Consider the following 19,432-nt stretch of genomic DNA (forward strand, 5'->3'; position numbering starts at 1 on the left):
GAGGATGCAGCAATGAGTCAGGGCAAGATCGTTCAGATCATCGGCGCCGTCGTCGACGTGGAATTCCCCCGCGAGTCGGTGCCGAAGGTGTATGACGCACTGAAGGTGGACAACACCGAAATCACGCTGGAAGTGCAGCAGCAGCTCGGCGACGGCGTGGTCCGTTGCATCGCGCTGGGCTCCACCGACGGCCTGAAGCGCAACCTGGTCGCCACCAACACCAACCGCGCCATCTCGGTGCCGGTGGGTGCAGGCACCCTGGGCCGCATCATGGACGTGCTGGGTCGCCCGATCGACGAAGCCGGCCCGGTGGTTGCCAGCGACAGCTGGGAAATCCATCGCGAAGCCCCGTCGTACGAAGACCAGTCCCCGGCCACCGAGCTGCTGGAAACCGGCATCAAGGTCATCGACCTGATGTGCCCGTTCGCCAAGGGCGGCAAGGTCGGCCTGTTCGGCGGCGCCGGCGTCGGCAAGACCGTCAACATGATGGAGCTGATCAACAACATCGCCAAGGCGCACAGCGGTCTGTCCGTGTTCGCCGGCGTGGGTGAGCGTACCCGTGAGGGCAACGACTTCTACCACGAGATGAAGGACTCCAACGTCCTGGACAAGGTCGCGATGGTGTACGGCCAGATGAACGAGCCGCCGGGCAACCGCCTGCGCGTCGCGTTGACCGGCCTGACCATGGCGGAGTACTTCCGCGACGAGAAGGACGAAAACGGCAAGGGCAAGGACGTGCTGCTGTTCGTCGACAACATCTACCGCTACACCCTGGCCGGTACCGAAGTGTCGGCACTGCTGGGCCGCATGCCGTCGGCCGTGGGTTACCAGCCGACCCTGGCCGAGGAAATGGGCGTCCTGCAGGAGCGCATCACCTCGACCAAGAACGGCTCGATCACCTCGATCCAGGCCGTCTACGTGCCGGCCGATGACTTGACCGATCCGTCGCCGGCTACCACCTTCGCCCACCTGGATTCGACCGTGACCCTGTCGCGTTCGATCGCCTCGCTGGGTATCTACCCGGCCGTGGATCCGCTGGACTCGACCAGCCGCCAGATGGACCCGCTGGTCATCGGCCACGAGCATTACGACACCGCCCAGCGCGTCCAGCAGACCCTGCAGAAGTACAAGGAACTGAAGGACATCATCGCCATCCTGGGCATGGACGAACTGTCCGAAGAAGACAAGCAGGCCGTGTCGCGCGCCCGCAAGATCGAGCGCTTCTTCAGCCAGCCGTTCCACGTGGCCGAAGTGTTCACCGGCTCGCCGGGCAAGTACGTGTCGCTGAAGGACACCATCCGCGGCTTCAAGGCCATCGTCGACGGCGAATACGACCACCTGCCGGAGCAGGCGTTCTACATGGTCGGCAGCATCGAAGAAGCGGTCGAGAAGGCCAAGAAGATGGCTGAGAAGGCCTGATCATGAGCACCATCCGTTGCGACATCGTCAGCGCCGAGCAGGAAATCTTCCGTGGTGAAGCGACTCTGGTCGTGGCTACGGGTGAGCTCGGCGAACTGGGCATCGCGCCCAAGCACGCTCCGCTGATCACCCGGTTGAAGCCGGGCAAGGTGGTGGTCACCCTGCAGAATGGCGAGCAGCTGGACTTCGCCATCTCCGGCGGCATCCTCGAGGTGCAGCCGCAGGTCGTGACCGTGCTGGCCGACACCGCGATCCGCGCGCAGGACATCGACGAATCCGCGGTCCGCAAGGCCAAGGAAGAAGCCGAGCGCATCCTGGCCAACCGTGGCGAGGCGATGGAAGTGGCCGAAGCCCAGCAGAAGCTGGCCGAAGCGGTGGTCCAGCTGCAGGCGCTGGAGCGCCTGCGCAAGACCCTCAAGCACTGAGATCCTGCTACTGCTGCACAACAACAACGCCGGCCTATGCCGGCGTTGTTGTTTTTGGGGTCCGGCAGCATTCAACCCAGGGTCGCGGACGTGGCCCGAAAGCCACCACGTCGACCGCATGCGTTCTAGAATTGCAGCCATCCCCGTCGTTCACGCATCGCTACCCCCATGACCCAAGCCCTGCACGTCATCATCCTCGCCGCCGGCGCTGGCAAGCGCATGAAGTCAGTCCTGCCCAAGGTGCTGCAGCCGATTGCCGGCCGGCCGATGCTGGCGCATGTGATCGATACCGCACGCCAGCTGCAGCCGGCTGCCATCCACGTGGTGTACGGCCACGGCGGTGAGGCGGTGCGCGCGGCGTTCGCCGACCAGCCCGACCTGCAGTGGGCCGAGCAGCGCGAGCAGCTGGGGACCGGCCATGCCGTGCAGCAGGCCATGCCGCAGGTGCCCGACGCGGCCCGGGTCCTGGTGCTGTACGGCGACGTGCCGCTGATCCGGCTCGATACCCTGCAGCACCTGCTGTCCCAGCCCGGGCGGCTGGCGGTGCTGGTGGCGGACATGCTCAATCCCACCGGCTACGGCCGCATCGTGCGCAATGCCGAGGGCAAGGTCGGCGCGATCGTGGAACAGAAGGATGCCACGGAGGAACAGCTGGCGATCCGCACCATCAACACCGGCATCATCACCGCCGATGCCACCGCGCTGCGCACCTGGCTGTCGCAGCTGTCCAACAGCAATGCGCAGGGCGAGTACTACCTGACCGATGTGTTCGCCTCGGCCGCGGCCGACTACACCCCGGCCGACATGGCCTTCGTCGCCGACGCGCAGGAAGCGGAGGGCGCCAACGATCCGTGGCAGCTGTCCCAGCTCGAACGCGCGTGGCAGCTGCGCGAAGTGCGCGCGCTGTGCACCCAGGGCGCGCGCGTGATCGATCCCGCGCGGCTGGACATCCGTGGCACGGTCACGGTGGGCCGAGACGTGCAGATCGACGTCAACGTGATCCTGGAAGGCACCGTGGAACTGGGCGACGGGGTCAGCATCGGCCCGTTCACCCGGCTCAAGGACGTGAAGCTGGCCGCCGGCACGGTGGTCAAGCCGCACTGCGACCTGGAAGGCGTGGTCAGCGAAGGTGCCGCCGACATCGGCCCGTTCGCCCGCCTGCGCCCGGGTACCGTGCTGGCCGACGGCACGCACGTCGGCAATTTCGTTGAAACCAAGAAGGTCCGCCTGGGCGTGGGCAGCAAGGCCAACCATCTGACCTACCTTGGCGATGCGGTGATCGGCAGCAAGGTCAACATCGGCGCCGGCACCATCACCTGCAATTATGACGGGGTGAACAAGTCGCAGACCACCATTGGCGACAACGCCTTCATCGGCTCGAACAGTTCGCTGGTGGCGCCGGTGACCATCGGCGACGGAGCCACCATCGCCGCCGGTTCGGTGATTACCCGCAACGCGCCGGAAGGCAAGTTGACGCTGGCACGCGTGCGCCAGGAAACCATTGATGGCTGGCACCGACCGGTGAAGAAGTAACCGGGCAGCGCGTTGGCCGGCCAACGGCCGGCGCTACCGCGGCGTATCCGACGCCCATGGTTGATTGACCCATATCCCGATGGGCACGCAAAAATTCGTAGCGCCGGCCGTTGGCCGGCCCAGGCAAACCCATCACCCCGGCAGAAATATCGCCACGCACAACCCGCCTTCGCGGCGGTTCTGCAGCGACACGCGGCCGCCATGCGCTTCGACGATCTCGCGGGTCAGCGCCAGGCCCAGTCCGGTGCCATTGCGCTTGGTCGAATAGAACGGCATCAGCGCGTTCTGCAGCACCGCCTCGTTCATGCCCTTGCCGCGGTCCAGCACTTCGATCCTCAGCCACTGCGGCAGCCGGGTCAGGCGCAGTTCGACATCGTCGTTCGGCGGTTCGGCTTCGCTGCACGCCTCATGCGCGTTCTTGAGCAGGTTCAGCAGCGCCTGGCCGAGCTGCGCGATGTCGACGCGGCCCTGCAGGTCGTCGGGAATCTCTGCCATGCGGAATGGAATCTGCATCTGCAGCCCGCCCAGGAACTGCTTCCACTGCACGTTCTGCAACTGCGGCTGCGGCAGCTTGGCAAAGCGCGCATACCCCCGGATGAAACCCTCCAGGTGTCGTGAGCGCTCTTCGATGGTGGAAAACACTTCCTCCAGCCGCTCGGTCCTCCCGCGTCGCACCAGCTCGCCACCGGAGTGCGCCAGCGAGGCAATCGGCGCCAGGGAGTTGTTGAGCTCGTGGCTGATCACCCGGATCACCTTCTTCCAGGTCTGCACTTCCTGGCGGCGAAGTTCGGCGGTCAGCAGGCGGATCAGCAGCAGGTCGTGGGGGCGCCCGTTGAGGTGGAAATTGCGCCGCGACAGGTGGTAGACCTGCTCGTCGTCTTCATCGCCATCTTCGGCTTCATCACCGGGGCCACGCACCGCGAACAGGCTGTCGCCGCCGCGCTCGATCGCGTCGCGCAGTTCCACCGGCATGGTCTGCAACACCTGCTGCACGGCCTGGCCTTCCAGCTTCCAGCCGTTGTGCAGCAGCTTGCGCGCGGCCAGGTTGGAAAACACCACGCGCTGTACGCCGTCGCCGCCATTGGCCAGCAGCAGCATCGACACCGGCGTGTTCTGCACCATGGTGTCCAGCAGCAGCTCGCGCTGCACCAGGCCCTGGCGCTGCTCCCGCAGCACGTCGCCCAGTTCACGATGGGCCTGCACCAGATCGCCCAGCTCGTCGTTGCCGGGCCAGTACACGCTGAAATTGTATTCGCCGTCGCGGTAGGAGCTGGTGGTGCCGGCCAGTGCCCGCAGCAGCGAGCGCACCGGGGCGGTGGCGCGGCGCAGGGTCCACCACATCAGGGCCAGCAGCAGCACGCTGGATACCAGCGTCACCAGCCAGCCCTGGTCCATCCAGTAAGCCAGCAGCCACGGCCCTGCCGCAGCCAATGCCAGCACTGGCAGCAGGCGCAGGAACAGGCGGAAGGTAAACGAGGTGCGCTTCATTCGCGCGGAATGCCGTAGCGATCCATGCGCCGATACAACGCCTGCCGGCTCAGCCCAAGTTCGGCGGCGGCCTGGGCAATGATGCCGTGGCTGTGCGACAGGGCCGATTCGATCCGGCTGCGGTCGGGGTCTGCGCCCGGCACGGCGGCGCGCGGTGCGGCGGCCGCGCGCGGCAGGTTGAGGTCGGCCACTTCGATGCGCGCGCCCTGCGCGAGCAGGCCGGCGCGCTGGATCACGTTGCGCAGCTCGCGCACGTTGCCCGGCCATGCATGTCGCTGCAACGCGCTGGCGGCGGCGCTGGACAACGGCTTGCCATCGCCCAGGAAGCGCTCGGCGAGCGGCAGGATGTCGCCCGGGCGTTCGGCCAGCGGCGGCAGCGCCAGCTCGACGGTATTGAGGCGGTAGTACAGGTCTTCGCGGAATTGACCATCGCGGATCATCGACGGCAGGTCGGCATTGGTCGCACTGATCACGCGTACCTTGACCTGGCGTTCGCGGTTGGAGCCCAGCCGTTCGAAGCGGCCGGTTTCCAGCACGCGCAGCAGCTTCATCTGGCCGCCCAGCGACAGGTTGCCGATCTCATCGAGGAACAGGGTGCCGCCGTCGGCGGCCTCGAACTTGCCCTCGCGTGCCTTGTTGGCGCCGGTGTAGGCGCCGGCTTCGCTGCCGAACAGTTCGGCCTCGATCAGCTCGGCCGGAATGGCGCCGCAGTTGAGCGCCACGAACGGCCCCCTGGCCACCAGCGAATTGGCCTGGATGATCTCGGCGATCTTTTCCTTGCCCGCGCCGTTGGGCCCGGTGATCAGCACCGGCAGCTCCGAGCGCGCGACCTGGCAGGCCAGGTTGACCACGCGTTCGCTGGCCGGGTCGGCCACCACCGCGCCACGCAGGTCGTAGCGGGCTTCCAGCGCGGTGCGGTCGCGTTGTTCGCGGGCCCGGCGGCGGTCCAGTTCGTTCCGGGCTTCGGACAGTTCCAGCAGGTTGTTGACCGTGGTCAGCAGCTTGCGATCGTCCCAGGGTTTGGCCAGGTAGTCGGCGGCACCGGCCTTCACCAGGTCCACCGCGCTGCTCAGGTGGGTCCAGGCGGTGAGCAGGATCACCGGCAGGTCGGGGTGGCGCGCGCGGATCTGCTGGAAGAGGGCTTCGCCTTCTTCACCCGAGGTGGTGTCCTCGGTGAAATTCATGTCCTGGATCACCAGGTCGACCGGCTGCTGCTCCAGCACCGCCAACCCCGCCTCCGGCGACAGCGCGTGCACGGCCTCGATGTCGTGCAGCGAGAACAGGACCTCCAACGCGGTGGCCACGCTGGCATTGTCGTCAATGATCAGGATCGAGGGCATGCGGCAGCGAAAGACCGGGGAGTAGGCAGAGAGTACCCGAGCGCCGGGCCCACCGGCAGGGTGGGCCCGGCACGCGGCTTACGGGCGTTCCGGCGGTGACGGCGGCGCCGGCGGGCGCGGCGGGGGCGGCGGTTGCACCGCGCGCCATGCTGCGGTCGGTACGCTGACCACCTGGTCACGACCGCCGCGGCGCACCGTGACCGGCACGCTGGCGTTGTCGCTGGCCGATAGTGCGTCGGTCAGCTCGCCCACCTTGCGCACCGGCACGCCGTCCACGCGCAGGACCTGGTCGCCGGCCTGCACGCCGAAGCGGGTGGCCGGCGACGCGGCGGTAACGCTCACCACGCCTTGCCCGGACTCCAGGGTCAGGCGCGCGCCATCCTGGCGCCAGTCCATGCGCGATGACTCGGTCTGGGTGCTTTCGGCGCAGGCGGTGGTGCTGATCAGCAGCAGGGCAGCCAGCGTGATGCGGATGGGCGAAACGGTCATGTCAGGCGCTCCGGGTGGCGACGGCCGGCGGTACCGCGGCGGCGCGGTGGGCCGGCCCGAACACGGCGATCTGGCCCAGCAGCCACAGTAGCACTGCACCAATGGGCAGGTAGGTGATCGGCATGCGCGGCAGCTCGTACGCCCCCATCAGCCACAGGTTGATCGAGTACGCCAGCAGCATGCCCAGTACGATGCCGACCGTGGCAAGCAGGAAATTCTCGGTCTGGAAGTAGCGCAGGATCTGGCCACGCGTGGCGCCCAGCGCACGGCGGATGCCGATCTGCTTGGTGCGCTGCTGTACCCAGAAGCTGGCCAGGCCGACGATGCCCAGTGCGGTCACCACCAGCAGCGCGACGCACACCGTGATCAGCAGCCCCACCATCGCCCGGTCGTTCTGGAAGTACTTCTCACGCTGTTCCTGGTAGGTGAGCTTGCCGCGCACCATGCGATTGGTGTCCACCTTCTCCAGCGCGGCCACGGCGGCGTTGAGCACTTCCTGGCGACGCGTGGGGTCGGTGACCCGGATCAGGTACAGGCCCATGTCGTAGTTGATCCGCACCGGCAGCATCATCGAATAGCCGGTATCGGCCTCCACCGTCACCGGCCGCGCCAGTTCCTTCACCACGCCCACGATGCGCAGCGGCATGCGGCCGGTATAGATGGTCTTGCCCACGGCCTGGCCATCCGGGAACAGGTTGTTGGCAGCCTTGCTGGTGAGGATCACGGCCGAGCCGCGCTGCTCAACCGTGGCGTCCTTCTCCACGTCTTCCAGGTTGGCGTACTCGTCGCCCTGGAAGTCGCGGCCGGCCACCAGCTGCAGGCCCATGGTGTCCAGCGTGCCTTCACTGGCGAAGTACTGCGCGGCGTTGAAGTTCGGCCGTTCCTGGTCGGGAACCAGCGACAGGCTGGTGTTCCACGAATTGCGCCGGAACGGCAGCTGGTTGATCGCCACCGCGTTCTTGACCCCGGGAAGGGCACGCAGCGCAGCCAGGTCTTCGCGGGTGCGTGCAGTGGCGTTGACCTGGGCGCCGATGCCGCCCAGGCGGACTTCCAGCAACTCCTGCTCGGCGATGCCGCTGGGCTGGTTGATCTTCTCCAGGCGCTGGCCGATCAGGAACAGCGCGTTGCAGACAATCGCGCAGGTGAGCGCGATTTCCAGCACGATGAGGGCGGCGGCGGTCTTGTGCCGGCGCAGCGTGGTCAGGATGGGACGGATATCCATGATGTGCTCCGGATCCTTACTGCGATTTGAGTTGGATGGCGGGCGTGACCTGCATGGCGCGCAGCGCCGGCAGGAAACCGGCCAGCAGGCTGGCGGCCAGGGTCAGGCCGAAGGTGAGCAGCAGCATCTTGCCGTCGAGCACGGCCAGCTTGGCGTAGTCCACCGGCTGCTGGCGCACGGCATACAGGCCGAGCAGGGCAAGCCCCAAGCCCAGCAAGCCGCCGGCCAGGCCCACGGTGCCCGCTTCCACCAGCGACTGAAGGAAGATCTGCCCGCGGCTGGCGCCCAGGGCGCGGCGCACGCCGATCTCGCCGCTGCGGCGCAGGAACTTAGCCAGCAGCAGCCCCACGGTGTTGATCAGGCACACCGCCAGGAAGCCCAGTGCCAGCCACAGCTGCAGGCGCACGTCGCTGGGAACCACCTGCTTGAAGTCCAGCCACTCCATCACGTTGCGCAGGCGCACGTTCGACGGGCGCTGGAAGCGGCCGGCCGCTTTCTGCTGGGCCGAGTAGTTTTCCAGGTAGGCGCGGTAGTCGGCGGCGTCGGCCGGCGAGGCCAGCTCCACCCAGTACTGCATCCACACGCACGGTGCATTGAGCGCGGTCTCCTCGCCGTTGGAGTTGTCCCAGCAGTTCATGTTGCCGTTGCGGCCGAAGTTCAGCTCCAGCGCAGTGGACACCGGCACGTAGATGTCTTCGCTGTCGCCGTAGCGGCCGGTTTCCAGGTCGTAGAAGTGCGGGTTCGGGTTCCACTGGTCGAGCACGCCGACGATGTTGAAGGTATGCCCGTCCATGCGCAGCGGGCGGCCGACGCTGTTCTGGCCGCTGAACAGCTTGTCGTTCAGCGCCTTGGAGATCACCGCGACGCGGCCACGTCCGTCATCCTGCTCACCCTTCCAGCCCTGGCCGTACAGGAACGGCGTATCGAACATGGCGAAGAAGTCGGTGGAGGTGTAACGCGCGTCGGTGGTGAACGGGCGCAGCGTGCTGCCGTCCGGTTCGACGGTGACGCCACCGCCGGTCATCAGCACCTGGCGCTTGGCCTTCTTTTCGCGCAACAGGGTTTCACCGTCGTAGCGGGTGACCTGCTCCTCCGGTTCCTCGCTCGGCTGGTAGCCGATCATCGGTCGCGGGTCGACCTGGACGTTGAACAGGCGGTCGCTCTTCTGCGGGATCGGGTCGCCGGAAAGCACGTGGAACACGGTGAGCGTGGTCATCGAGGCGCCGATGCCCAGCGCGATGGCGATCACCATCAGTGCGGTCAGCACCCGGTTGCGCCGGAAGCTGCGCAGCGCCAATCGGAAGTAGTAGGCGAACATGGGCAGGGCCTCAGTCGTTGACGGTGGCGAGGGCGACGCGCGGGGTGGCGAGCACCGGTTCGCGCACCAGGTCGGTGGCCTGGCCATCGACGATGTGCACGTTGCGCTGGGCACGCGCGGCCAGCTCCGGATCATGGGTGACCATGACGATGGTGGTGCCGGCGGCGTTGATCTCTTCCAGCAGCTCCATCACCCCGCGTGCCATCTGGCTGTCCAGGTTGCCGGTGGGTTCGTCGGCCAGCAGCAGGCGCGGGCTGCCGGCCAGGGCGCGTGCGATGGCGGCGCGCTGCTGCTGGCCGCCGGACAGTTCGGAGGGGTAGTGCTTCATGCGCGAGCCCAGGCCTACCTGCTGCAGCGCATGTTCGATGCGCTGCCTGCGCTCGGACGCGGCCATGCCGCGGTAGCGCAGCGGCACGTCGACGTTGTCGAACAGGTTCAGGTCGGAGATCAGGTTGAAGCCCTGGAAGATGAAGCCGATCTTCTGGTTGCGCAGCTTGCTGCGCGCGTCATCGCCCAGCTTGCTCACGTCCTGGCCGTCGAGCAGGTAGGTGCCGCTGGTGAACGTTTCCAGCAGCCCGGCGATATTGAGGAAGGTGGTCTTGCCCGAACCGGACGGACCGGTGACGGCGACGAACTCGCCTTCGCGGACGTGCAGGTCCAGCGACCGCAGGGCATGGGTTTCGACCTGTTCGGTGCGGAACACCTTGGCGACCGAGCGCATCTCAAGCATGGCTGTATTCCTTGTATGGGTAGGGGGTTCAGTTGACGGACACGCGCTCGGCATCGCCGAACAGATCGCTGCCGGACACCACGACGCGATCGCCGGGCTGAAGGCCGGAAAGGATTTCCACTTCGCCCAGGCTGCTGACGCCCAGCCGGACCGGACGCCGCACCGCGGTGCTGCCATCCATGACGTAGGCCTGGCCGTTGCCCTGTTCCACGAACGGGCCACGCTCGACCTTGATCACGTTGCGGCGGGTATCGAGCACCACGCGGGCCTGCATGCGCTGGCTCTGGCGCAGGCCCTGCGGCTGCTTGTCGGTGAAGCGGATGCGGGCGTTGACTTCGCCGGCCACCACTTCCGGGGACACCGCACTGATCTCGCCCGGGAACGGCTGGCCGCTGCCGCTGGTGAGCTGGGCCGGGATGCCGATCGACAGGTCGCGGGCGAAGCTTTCCGGCACCTTGATCTCGATCTCGAAGCGCGACAGGTCGACCACGCCCAGGATCGGGGCATTGGCTGCCACCTGGGTGTGCTGGGTCGCCTGGACCTGGCCCACCTGGCCATCGAACGGCGCGCGCAGGGTCAGGGCATCCACCTGGCGCTGCACTTCCTCGACCACCGCGCGCTGGCGGTCTGCCAGCAGGCGCTTGTTGCGCGCGTCCAGGTCCGCGCCCTGGCCCTGCAGGCGGGCGTCGGTCTGGGCGTTGGCCAGTGAAATGTCGGCCTTCTTCAGGGTGTCGTTGGCCTTGGCCAGGTCGATCTGCGGCACCGCACCGCCATCAAAGCCGCGCTGGTAGCGCTGCAGGTCACGCTCGGCAGCCTGGCGTTCGATGTTGGCCTGGTCGGTTTCCTTGCTGGCCTTGGCCCGGGCCAGGGTGGCGTCCAGCAGCGAGCGGCTGGCTTCGGCTTCCAGGCCGGCCAGGGTTGTCCGCTCCTGGGCCAGCTTGCTGCGCAGTTCCGGGCTGTCGATGACCGCCAGTTCCTGGCCCTTCTTCACCACGTCACCGGCGACCACTTTGAGGTCCACGGTACCGGCGGAGATCGCGTACAGCACCGGGCTGTTGGCGGCGATCACCTTGCCGTCGGCGGCCAGGTCGCGGACCAGGTCGCCCTTCTTGACCTCGGCGATGCGGACCCGCGCGCTGTCGAAGGAGCGGCTGGCGCCGAGCCAGGCGCGGGCGGCAAAGCCGATCGCCAGCAGCACCAGCAGCGCGGCGACGCCCGGCCACAGCCAGCGCTTCCACGGCGCCGCCGTGGCCGGAGAGGAGAAGGTCTGGTCCTGTGCGGAAGTGTCGCGGATCATCGGGCTCGGTCGCGGTTGGGTTGCGATATACCAAGCACGCCGCGTGCCAACTTTATGTCCTTTGAAAACAAAGGGTTGCAGATTCAGGTCAAGCGTCCGGGTGTCCGCGGACACTGCTGCGGACACTTTTGTTAAGCGGACAGCGGCGGGACCGCAGCCCGGCCCACGTTAGAATGGAGCATCGACAGCAGGGATTCGAATCTATGTGCGGCATTGTGGGCGCGATCGCAAATCGCGATGTGGTACCGGTACTTATCGAAGGATTGAAGCGGCTGGAATACCGGGGCTACGACTCCTCCGGCATTGCAGTGCTGGACCAGACCGAGGCACAGCCCAATGTACGCCGCGTTCGCCGTACCGGCCGCGTTGCGGAAATGGAGAAGGCTGCGCTGAGCGAGGGTTTTGATGCGACCCTGGGCATCGGCCATACCCGTTGGGCCACCCACGGCGGGGTGACGGAAGCCAATGCCCACCCGCACATCAGCCACGGCGTTGCGCTGGTGCACAACGGCATCATCGAGAACCACGAGGAACAGCGCGAGCGCCTGCGCGGGCTGGGCTACGTGTTCGAGTCGCAGACCGACACCGAGGTCATCGCGCACTTGATGCACCACAACCTCAAGAACGGCGACAGCCTGCTGTCGGCGTTGCAGCGCACGGTCAAGGAACTGACCGGTGCCTACGCGCTGGCGGTGATGAGCCGCGCCGAGCCGGACCATTTCGTCTGCGCGCGCATGGGCTGCCCGCTGCTGGTGGGCCTGGGCGAGGGCGAGAACTTCGTCGCGTCGGACGTGTCGGCGGTGATTTCCTCGACCCGCAATGTCATCTTCCTTGAGGAAGGCGACACCGCGGATGTGCGTCGCGACGGCGTGCAGGTGTACGACGAACACAACCTGCCGGTGGACCGTGGCGTGCACCAGTCGGACGTGTCGCTGGCCTCGCTGGAGCTGGGCCCGTACCGCCACTTCATGCAGAAGGAAGTGCACGAACAGCCGCGTGCGCTGGGCGACACCATCGAAGCGGCGATCGACGCCGGTGGCTTCCCCGCCGAGCTGTTCGGCAAGAATGCCGAAGCGGTGTTGTCGGGCATCGAAGGCGTGCAGATCCTGGCCTGCGGTACCAGCTACTACGCCGGCCTGACCGCGCGTTACTGGATCGAGGCCATCGCCGGCCTGCCGTGCAGCGTGGAGATCGCCAGCGAGTACCGCTACCGCGCCGCGTATGCCAATCCCAAGCACCTGATCGTCACCATTTCCCAGTCCGGCGAAACGCTGGATACGATGGAAGCGCTGAAGTACGCCAAGTCGCTGGGGCACCTGCACACCCTGTCGATCTGCAACGTGCCGGAGAGCGCGATCCCGCGTGCCAGCGAACTGGTCTGCTACACCCGCGCCGGCGCCGAGATCGGCGTCGCCTCGACCAAGGCCTTCACCACCCAGCTGGCGGCGTTGTTCCAGCTCACCGTGGTGCTGGGCAAACTGCACGGCCGCGTCGACGCCGCGCAGGAAGCGGACTACCTGGAACAGCTGCGCTTCCTGCCGGGCAGCGTGCAGCACGCGTTGAACATGGAGCCGCAGATCGCCATCTGGGCCGAACGTTTCGCGCGCAAGAACAGTGCGCTGTTCCTGGGCCGTGGCCTGCACTATCCGATCGCGCTGGAAGGCGCGCTCAAGCTCAAGGAAATCACCTACATCCACGCCGAAGCCTACCCGGCCGGCGAGCTCAAGCACGGCCCGCTGGCGCTGGTCGACGAAGACATGCCGGTGGTGGTGATCGCGCCCAACGACAGCCTGCTGGAGAAGGTGAAGTCCAACATGCAGGAAGTGCGCGCGCGCGGCGGCGAGCTGTTCGTGTTCGCCGACCAGGACAGCAACTTCGTCGAATCCGAAGGCGTGCACGTCATCCGCACGCCGCGCCACGCCGGCGTGCTCAGCCCGGTGGTGCACACCATCCCGGTGCAGCTGCTGGCGTATCACACCGCGCTGGCGCGCGGCACCGACGTGGACAAGCCGCGCAACCTGGCCAAGAGCGTGACGGTGGAGTAGCGCTCGACCCAGGTCGATCCACGGTAGGTGCCCACCGTTGGTGGGTACGCTTCAAAAAAAAAGGGCGACCCGGCAGGGCCGCCCTTTGCCGTTTCTGGCGTCGGGAAAACTTTAGTCGGGGGCACCGGCGACATTCAGCGTCGGTTCTAGTCGAAGTGCCATTCTCGGGGTGTCAGCCGTTGGCTGCGTCAATCGGTCCCACCACGCAAGGCGTGTGGCTTTAGTCAGTCTGCAACAGGAACAAGAATGAACGTTCGCGAACTTCTGCAATCCAAGAAAGACGCTGTTGTCACCATCGACGTCGAAGACACCATCGGCGCCGCCGCCCACAAGATGAGCGCGCACAAGATCGCCGCGCTGGTGGTGATGAAGGACGGTGTGCCGGTCCGGATCATTTCCGAGAAGGACATCGTGCGCAGCCTGGCCGATGACGGCCCGCAGGCCGGGCGCCGGGTCATCTCCACGCTCCCGTCGGCGGGCCTGGAAGGCATTTCGCCCGATGCGACCCTGAAGCAAGCCATGGCGCTGATGACCTACTCGCGCCACCGCCACCTGATGGTGACCGAGGGCAGCACGCTGGTCGGCATTCTGAGCCTGGGTGACATCGTCAAGAACCTGCTCAGCGAGCTGGAGCTGGAGAAGGCGGTGCTCCAGGACATCTACATGGCCGCGCATTAACAGAATGGCGTAGAGCGGGAACAGAATGGCGTAGAGCGGGAACAGAATGGCGTAGAGCGGGGCTCTGCCCCGCTGAAGGAATCAAGAGCAGCGGGGCAGAGCCCCGCTCTACGGGTTCAGTTGGCGCAGGTCTTCCAACAGGAGCTGGTAAGCGCCATCCCGCTTCGCCGGCTCCTGGCGCAGCACCCATGATGGGTGGACCGTTGCGAAACCGCGCGTGCCATCGTCCATGTCATGCCAGCGGCCGCGGTCGCGCGTCAGGTTGAAGCCGCTGCCAAACACGGCCCGTGCCGCGCTGGCACCCAGGCACACGATCACCTTCGGATGTACCTGTTCGATTTCCGCCAGCAACCACGGCCGGCAGGCGTTGATGTGGGTGACCTGCGGTTTGGAATGGATGCGCTTCTTGCCGCGCCGCTCGTAGCGGAAATGCTTCACCGCGTTGGTCAGGTACAACGTGCTGCGGTCGATGCCCAACTCCTGCAGCGCGCGGTTCAACAACTGCCCGGCCGGGCCGACAAAGGGATGTCCACTGAGGTCTTCGCTGTCGCCCGGCTGTTCGCCGACCAGCATCACCTGCGCATCCTGCGGGCCCTCGCCGAACACGGTCTGCGTGGCCGGCTCCCAGAGCGGGCAGCGGCGACAGCCGGCGGCCGCAGTACGCAGCGCGTCGAGGGAATCGCCGGTGGCGGTGGCCGGGCCGCGCACCGGGATCTGCTGCTCGGGAATCCGCCGCTGCGGCGCCTGCGCCTGGCGGTCGTGCATTTCCTGCACGCGGTCGCCTGCGTCACGCACCAGCGTCGGCAGCAGGCTCGCCTCCGGCAGGTGCTTCCAGTACCTGGCCGGCATCTCCTGCTGCATCATCCGCGTGTTGAGCCGGGCGGGGTTGAAGATGTTGGCGTAGTAGGTGCGCCACAGGTCCTCGCGGGCATCTTCCACCGGCGCGTCCGCCTGCTTGCTCCCCGGGCCGAACGCCAGCACCTGGCCGTCCCAGCGCGCACTGCGGTAGGGGCTCAGGATCGCCCAGCGCATGCCGGCGAAGCGGCGCGCGAAGAACGGCGCGACCCGCTCCACGATGTAGTGGTCAGGCTCGAACCAGGCGATGAAAGCATCATCCTCGCCCGGTACTTCGCGGAAGCGCACGAAGGCTTTCATCTTGTGGCTGTCGCGGCGCACCGCCTGGGCCAGGGCCATCGCACGCAGCACGTCCGGATCGGCCGGGTTGGTGAGCAGGCCGCGCTCGCCGTGCGTGATCCGCCAGAGCATGCGGTACAGCAGCGAGTGCCGCTGCGGATCGCGGTGGCACAGGCAGGTGGCGGCCAGTTCGAGGAACGCCTTCGGCACCGCAATGGCGGTCGCTTCAACGTCAGGCGCGGACAGGCTGGCCAGCGCGGGCGCGTCCAGCAGCGACCCTTCACCATCCTGCAGCCAGTCCAGCTGCTCGGGCGCGATGCGGTGCTGCAGCGCCAGCCGCGCGGCCTCACGCCAGGACTGCACCGACCACGACGGGTCCAGCCGCACACTCCAACGGGTCATGCGGCGGCGTCGGGAAACAGCGAGGCCTGGCGCGGCGGCGGTGCCAGCCGCGCGCGCAGCGCGGTGGGATCATCCAATGCGCGACGCGGGTGATGGTCGGCCAGCTGCACGAACGGCAGCAGCTTGCTCATCGGCGCGCGCAGGCGGGCCACGTCGGCCACGCGCAGCCGGCCATGGCGGCGTGCCATCAGCACGCGTTTGACATTGCGCACGCCCAGCCCGGGCACGCGCAGCAGCATTTCCTTCGAGGCCACGTTGAGGTCGACCGGGAAGCGTTCGGGGTGGCGGATCGCCCAGGCCAGCTTCGGGTCGATGTCCAGGTCGAGCATGCCGTTCTGCGTGGTATCGGTGATTTCATCCACGCCATAGCCGTAGAAGCGCAGCAGCCAATCGGCCTGGTACAGCCGATGTTCGCGCGCCAGCGGCGGTGCCTGCACCGGCAGCAGGCGGCTGGCGTCGGGGATCGGGCTGAAGGCGGAGTAGTACACCCGGCGCATGCGGTAATTGCCGTACAGGTTGTCGGCGGCGCCCAGGATCTGCTGGTCGCTGGCGCCGTCGGCGCCGACGATCATCTGGGTGCTTTGCCCGGCCGGCGCGAAGCGCGGTGCGCGGGCGCGGCCGGCCCGTTTGGCAGGCGCGGCAGGGGCGGGTGCCGCCACCGTGGTGGGGCTGGCCTCGCTGGCGACCTTGGCTTCCTTGGCCTCCTCGATCCGCCAGCGCAGCTCGCCCATCGCGCCGCGGATGGACGGCAGGGATTTCTCCGGAGCAAAACTGGACAGTCCTTCTTCGGTGGGCAGCTCGATGTTGATCGACAGGCGGTCGGCATGGCGCCCGGCGGCGGCCAGCAGTTCCGGCGAGGCCTCGGGAATGGTCTTGAGGTGGATGTAGCCGGAGAAGCGATGGTCTTCGCGCAGCTGGCGCGCCACTTCCACCATCTGCTCCATGGTGTAGTCGGCATTGCGGATGATGCCGCTGGAGAGGAACAGGCCTTCGATGTAGTTGCGCTTGTAGAAGTCCATGGTCAGCGCGACCACTTCGGCCACGCTGAAGCGCGCGCGCGGCACGTTGCTGGAGACGCGGTTCACGCAGTACGCGCAGTCGTAGATGCAGAAGTTGGTCAGCAGGATCTTGAGCAGCGAGACGCAGCGGCCATCGGGCGTGTAGCTGTGGCAGATGCCGGCGCCTTCGGTGCTGCCGATGCCGCCGGAGGCACGCGAATCGCGCTTGCCCGCACCGCTGGAGGCGCAGGAGGCGTCGTATTTGGCGGCATCGGCCAGGATCGCCAGCTTGCGGATGGTTTCCATGCGCGCACGGTAGGCGGGGTCAATCTCATGTTGTGAGATTGGGGGGAAGGGTGGCTGAAGGGTTCAGGTATGGTGGGGGCAGCCACGCAGGGCGTGGCTCTACGGGTTCTCTGGCGGTGGGGTAGCAGCCACGCAGGGCGTGGCTCTACGGGATGGGGGGCGCCGCCATGCAGGGCTTGGCGATACGGATTGACGGACGATCCTTCCGCTCAGCGTTCGAAGGTGACCTTTACCGAGTCGGCGCTGTAGTCGGCCGGGCCGTGGTAAACGACCTCAATGTTGTTGCCGTCCGGATCGATGGCGAAGGCGGCGTAGTAGCCCGGGTGATAGGGGCGCTCGCCGGGGGCGCCGTTGTCCCTGCCGCCGGCGGCAAGGGCGGCGGTGTGGAAGGCGTCGACGGTGGCGCGGTCGCGGGCTTGGAAGGCCAGGTGATGCCGGCCGGTGAGTTCGCCGGCGGCCGCGTCGCTGGTTGCGGTGGAGATGAACAGCTCGTCGGCCCAGAAGTAGTCGTCGCCTTCGCCGGCGATCGGGATGCCGATGGTGTCGAATACCGCCTGGTAGAAACGGCGGCTGGCAGGCAGGTCGCGCACGATCAGTTGCAGGTGGTCGATGAGGCGACCGCGGTGCAGTTCCATGGTGTCCATGCGGTGTCCTTCGGCTGGGAAGGAGCGCAGGTATACCACCGGCGGGATGCAGGGGACGTGGTGGTCCGGTTACGACCAACGGTCGTAACCTACCAGGCTGCCGCATGGACGGCGGGGGGTAGCATCGTGCGCGTGGCGTACGGAGGGGTCACGGCACCGGCCTCGGGCACCCCGGTAGGCCACGACCGTTGGTCGTGGCCCTGCCGATCAGGCCAGCGGGGTATTGGAGATGATCTCCACCCAGTAGCCGTCCGGGTCCTTGATGAAGGCCAGATGCTTCATGCGGCCGTCCTCCAGGCGCTTCTGGTAGGGCACCTGCAGCTCGTCGAAGCGCTTGCAGGCGGCGTGGATGTCCGGCACGGACACGCAGATGTGGCCAAAGCCGCGCGGGTCCTGGTTGCCATCGTGGTACACCGGGCCGTCCTGCTTCTCGGTACCGTGGTTGTGGGTAAGTTCCAGCACGCCCGGCAGGCCGGCCATCCAGAGGCGGCGCGCGCTGTCGTCTTCAGGCACCTGGGTGCCGGCCGGCAGCAGGGCCAGGAAATACAGGCTGAATTCGGCTTCGGGGAAATCGCGCTGGTCGAGCAGGCGGAAGCCGAGCACGCGGGTATAGAAATCCAGCGACGCGGCGGCATCTTTCACCCGCAGCATGGTGTGGTTGAAAACAAAACCGGTGGTTTCGGCCGGCGGCTGGGCGGCCACGCCGGGCTGGGACTGCAGGGACGCAAGGCTCATGGGGGATCCTGTGGAGGGCCGCGCAACGCGGCTGGCCGTTCATTTTAGCGGCGCAGCGGCAAGGCGACGTAGAATGCTGCATCTTCCAGGCCCGTCCTCGACATGTCTCAGCGTGAATGGGTGGCCGCCGCCATCCGCAAGATCGAAGCCGATTTCAACCGCTCGGCCGACACCCACCTGATTCCGATGGACCTGCCGGGGCACCCGGGCATCGAGCTGTACTTCAAGGATGAATCCAGCCATCCGACCGGCAGCCTGAAGCACCGCCTGGCGCGTTCGCTGTTCCTGTATGCGCTGGCCAATGGCTGGCTGCGCGAGGGGCGCCCGGTGATCGAGGCCTCCAGCGGGTCCACCGCCGTATCCGAGGCGTACTTTGCCCGCCTGCTGGGGCTGCCGTTCATCGCGGTGATGCCGGCCAGCACCTCGCCGGAAAAGATCGCCGCGATCGAATTCCACGGCGGCCGCTGCCACCTGGTCGAGCGCGCCTGCGGCCTGAATGGCGCGTCGGAACGGCTGGCGCAGGAAACCGGCGGCCATTTCATGGACCAGTTCACCTACGCCGAGCGTGCCACCGACTGGCGCGCCAACAACAACATCGCCGAATCCATCTTCAAGCAGATGGCGGAAGAGCCGCACCCGATACCGGAATGGATCGTGTGCAGCCCCGGCACCGGCGGCACCGCCGCCACATTGGGGCGCTATGTCAGCTACCGCCGGCATGACACCCGCATCCTGTGCGCGGACCCGGAAGTGTCGGTGTTCTTCGATGGCTATCGTGCGGCCCTGGCCGGCGAGCCATGGCGCGAGCTGACCTGCAGCGGCGGCTCGCGGGTGGAAGGCATCGGTCGGCCACGGGTGGAATCCAGTTTCATTCCCACCAGCGTCGATGCGATGGTGAAGGTGCCCGACGCGCTCAGCCTGGCTGCGATGCGCCATGTCAGCCGGCAGTTGGGGCGCCGCGTGGGCGGCTCCACCGGGACCAACTTCATCGGCGTGCTGCACGCGGCCGAGCGCATGCGCGCGGCGGGGCGCGGCGGTTCGATCGTGACCATCCTGTGCGACAGCGGCGAGCGTTACGCGCACAGCTATTACAACCCTGACTGGTATCCGCGGCAGGGCATCGACGTGGACCAGGCCGACGCGGTGATCGCCAGGGCCGTGGCCGGGCAGGTCCTGCCCGAGCTGCCCAGCGCTGCGCTGGAAGCCCTGTACTGAGCCAGGCTGGCGGG

General features: G+C 67.1%; 17 protein-coding genes. 6 read left to right on the top strand and 11 right to left on the bottom strand.

The window, feature by feature from the left end:
- The first annotated feature begins 12 nt into the window (after positions 1-12).
- The 3 genes from atpD (at position 13) to glmU (ending at position 3,377) form a co-directional block, all read left to right on the top strand.
- Positions 13-1,419: a F0F1 ATP synthase subunit beta gene (atpD, locus tag FSZ13_RS08580; protein WP_102945925.1), complete on the top strand. Its 1,407-nt coding sequence runs from the start codon at positions 13-15 to the stop codon at positions 1,417-1,419.
- A 2-nt stretch (positions 1,420-1,421) separates the two neighbouring features.
- Complete coding sequence (locus tag FSZ13_RS08585) at positions 1,422-1,844, top strand: F0F1 ATP synthase subunit epsilon (protein ID WP_145479118.1); 423 nt, start codon at positions 1,422-1,424, stop codon at positions 1,842-1,844.
- Positions 1,845-2,012: 168 nt separating this feature from the next.
- Positions 2,013-3,377, top strand: a complete 1,365-nt coding sequence (glmU, locus tag FSZ13_RS08590) for a bifunctional UDP-N-acetylglucosamine diphosphorylase/glucosamine-1-phosphate N-acetyltransferase GlmU (RefSeq protein WP_145479119.1) — start codon at positions 2,013-2,015, stop codon at positions 3,375-3,377.
- 132 nt (positions 3,378-3,509) lie between these two features.
- On the opposite strand, the gene FSZ13_RS08595 is transcribed toward glmU, so the two are convergent.
- The 7 genes from FSZ13_RS08595 to FSZ13_RS08625 form a co-directional block, all read right to left on the bottom strand.
- Positions 3,510-4,865, bottom strand: a complete 1,356-nt coding sequence (locus FSZ13_RS08595; RefSeq protein WP_145479120.1) for a sensor histidine kinase — start codon at positions 4,863-4,865, stop codon at positions 3,510-3,512.
- Positions 4,862-6,205, bottom strand: a complete 1,344-nt coding sequence (locus FSZ13_RS08600; RefSeq protein ID WP_145479121.1) for a sigma-54-dependent transcriptional regulator — start codon at positions 6,203-6,205, stop codon at positions 4,862-4,864. The genes FSZ13_RS08595 and FSZ13_RS08600 overlap by 4 nt, the downstream gene beginning before the upstream one ends.
- 78 nt (positions 6,206-6,283) lie before the next feature.
- Entirely contained in the window at positions 6,284-6,694 is a 411-nt protein-coding gene (locus FSZ13_RS08605; RefSeq protein ID WP_145479122.1) for a PDZ domain-containing protein, read from the bottom strand.
- A 1-nt stretch (position 6,695) separates the two neighbouring features.
- Positions 6,696-7,916, bottom strand: coding sequence for an ABC transporter permease (locus FSZ13_RS08610; protein ID WP_145479123.1), 1,221 nt, complete (start codon positions 7,914-7,916; stop codon positions 6,696-6,698).
- A 16-nt stretch (positions 7,917-7,932) separates the two neighbouring features.
- On the bottom strand, positions 7,933-9,234 hold the full coding sequence (locus FSZ13_RS08615; RefSeq protein ID WP_145479124.1) for an ABC transporter permease: 1,302 nt from the start codon (positions 9,232-9,234) through the stop codon (positions 7,933-7,935).
- Between the two features lie 10 nt (positions 9,235-9,244).
- Entirely contained in the window at positions 9,245-9,964 is a 720-nt protein-coding gene (locus FSZ13_RS08620; protein ID WP_145479125.1) for an ABC transporter ATP-binding protein, read from the bottom strand.
- 28 nt (positions 9,965-9,992) lie between these two features.
- Positions 9,993-11,261, bottom strand: coding sequence for an efflux RND transporter periplasmic adaptor subunit (locus FSZ13_RS08625; protein ID WP_145479126.1), 1,269 nt, complete (start codon positions 11,259-11,261; stop codon positions 9,993-9,995).
- Between the two features lie 203 nt (positions 11,262-11,464).
- On the opposite strand from FSZ13_RS08625, the gene glmS reads away from it, so the two are divergent.
- The gene (gene glmS, locus FSZ13_RS08630; protein WP_145479127.1) at positions 11,465-13,306 is read left to right on the top strand and encodes a glutamine--fructose-6-phosphate transaminase (isomerizing); all 1,842 of its coding nucleotides are present in this window, start codon (positions 11,465-11,467) and stop codon (positions 13,304-13,306) included.
- Positions 13,307-13,552: 246 nt separating this feature from the next.
- On the top strand, positions 13,553-13,984 hold the full coding sequence (locus FSZ13_RS08635) for a CBS domain-containing protein (RefSeq protein WP_145479128.1): 432 nt from the start codon (positions 13,553-13,555) through the stop codon (positions 13,982-13,984).
- A gap of 108 nt (positions 13,985-14,092) precedes the next feature.
- Here FSZ13_RS08635 and FSZ13_RS08640 read toward each other — a convergent pair whose 3' ends face one another.
- The 4 genes from FSZ13_RS08640 to gloA form a co-directional block, all read right to left on the bottom strand.
- Positions 14,093-15,520 carry a UdgX family uracil-DNA binding protein gene (locus FSZ13_RS08640; RefSeq protein WP_145479129.1) on the bottom strand — a complete coding sequence of 476 codons (1,428 nt, stop codon included), beginning with the start codon at positions 15,518-15,520 and terminating at the stop codon, positions 14,093-14,095.
- Complete coding sequence (locus FSZ13_RS08645; RefSeq protein WP_145479130.1) at positions 15,517-16,824, bottom strand: putative DNA modification/repair radical SAM protein; 1,308 nt, start codon at positions 16,822-16,824, stop codon at positions 15,517-15,519. The genes FSZ13_RS08640 and FSZ13_RS08645 overlap by 4 nt, the downstream gene beginning before the upstream one ends.
- 209 nt (positions 16,825-17,033) lie before the next feature.
- Complete coding sequence (locus FSZ13_RS08650; RefSeq protein WP_145479131.1) at positions 17,034-17,468, bottom strand: VOC family protein; 435 nt, start codon at positions 17,466-17,468, stop codon at positions 17,034-17,036.
- A gap of 207 nt (positions 17,469-17,675) precedes the next feature.
- A complete protein-coding gene (gene gloA / locus FSZ13_RS08655; protein ID WP_145479132.1) occupies positions 17,676-18,203 on the bottom strand; it encodes a lactoylglutathione lyase in 528 nt (175 codons plus the stop codon).
- A 102-nt stretch (positions 18,204-18,305) separates the two neighbouring features.
- Here gloA and FSZ13_RS08660 point away from each other — a divergent pair, with 102 nt between their 5' ends.
- Positions 18,306-19,418, top strand: coding sequence for a PLP-dependent cysteine synthase family protein (locus FSZ13_RS08660; protein WP_145479133.1), 1,113 nt, complete (start codon positions 18,306-18,308; stop codon positions 19,416-19,418).
- The last annotated feature ends 14 nt before the right edge of the window (positions 19,419-19,432 follow it).

This window comes from Stenotrophomonas rhizophila (assembly GCF_007667275.1).
In the GTDB taxonomy this organism is placed as follows: Bacteria; Pseudomonadota; Gammaproteobacteria; order Xanthomonadales; family Xanthomonadaceae; genus Stenotrophomonas; species Stenotrophomonas maltophilia_AE.

Excerpts from the sequence above, each read along its gene's own strand:
- atpD (WP_102945925.1), top strand. The coding sequence starts at position 13 with ATGAGTCAGGGCAAGATCGTTCAGATCATCGGCGCCGTCGTCGACGTG.
- FSZ13_RS08585 (WP_145479118.1), top strand. The coding sequence starts at position 1,422 with ATGAGCACCATCCGTTGCGACATCGTCAGCGCCGAGCAGGAAATCTTC.
- glmU (WP_145479119.1), top strand. The coding sequence starts at position 2,013 with ATGACCCAAGCCCTGCACGTCATCATCCTCGCCGCCGGCGCTGGCAAG.
- FSZ13_RS08595 (WP_145479120.1), bottom strand. The coding sequence starts at position 4,865 with ATGAAGCGCACCTCGTTTACCTTCCGCCTGTTCCTGCGCCTGCTGCCA.
- FSZ13_RS08600 (WP_145479121.1), bottom strand. The coding sequence starts at position 6,205 with ATGCCCTCGATCCTGATCATTGACGACAATGCCAGCGTGGCCACCGCG.
- FSZ13_RS08605 (WP_145479122.1), bottom strand. The coding sequence starts at position 6,694 with ATGACCGTTTCGCCCATCCGCATCACGCTGGCTGCCCTGCTGCTGATC.
- FSZ13_RS08610 (WP_145479123.1), bottom strand. The coding sequence starts at position 7,916 with ATGGATATCCGTCCCATCCTGACCACGCTGCGCCGGCACAAGACCGCC.
- FSZ13_RS08615 (WP_145479124.1), bottom strand. The coding sequence starts at position 9,234 with ATGTTCGCCTACTACTTCCGATTGGCGCTGCGCAGCTTCCGGCGCAAC.
- FSZ13_RS08620 (WP_145479125.1), bottom strand. The coding sequence starts at position 9,964 with ATGCTTGAGATGCGCTCGGTCGCCAAGGTGTTCCGCACCGAACAGGTC.
- FSZ13_RS08625 (WP_145479126.1), bottom strand. The coding sequence starts at position 11,261 with ATGATCCGCGACACTTCCGCACAGGACCAGACCTTCTCCTCTCCGGCC.
- glmS (WP_145479127.1), top strand. The coding sequence starts at position 11,465 with ATGTGCGGCATTGTGGGCGCGATCGCAAATCGCGATGTGGTACCGGTA.
- FSZ13_RS08635 (WP_145479128.1), top strand. The coding sequence starts at position 13,553 with ATGAACGTTCGCGAACTTCTGCAATCCAAGAAAGACGCTGTTGTCACC.
- FSZ13_RS08640 (WP_145479129.1), bottom strand. The coding sequence starts at position 15,520 with ATGACCCGTTGGAGTGTGCGGCTGGACCCGTCGTGGTCGGTGCAGTCC.
- FSZ13_RS08645 (WP_145479130.1), bottom strand. The coding sequence starts at position 16,824 with ATGGAAACCATCCGCAAGCTGGCGATCCTGGCCGATGCCGCCAAATAC.
- FSZ13_RS08650 (WP_145479131.1), bottom strand. The coding sequence starts at position 17,468 with ATGGACACCATGGAACTGCACCGCGGTCGCCTCATCGACCACCTGCAA.
- gloA (WP_145479132.1), bottom strand. The coding sequence starts at position 18,203 with ATGAGCCTTGCGTCCCTGCAGTCCCAGCCCGGCGTGGCCGCCCAGCCG.
- FSZ13_RS08660 (WP_145479133.1), top strand. The coding sequence starts at position 18,306 with ATGTCTCAGCGTGAATGGGTGGCCGCCGCCATCCGCAAGATCGAAGCC.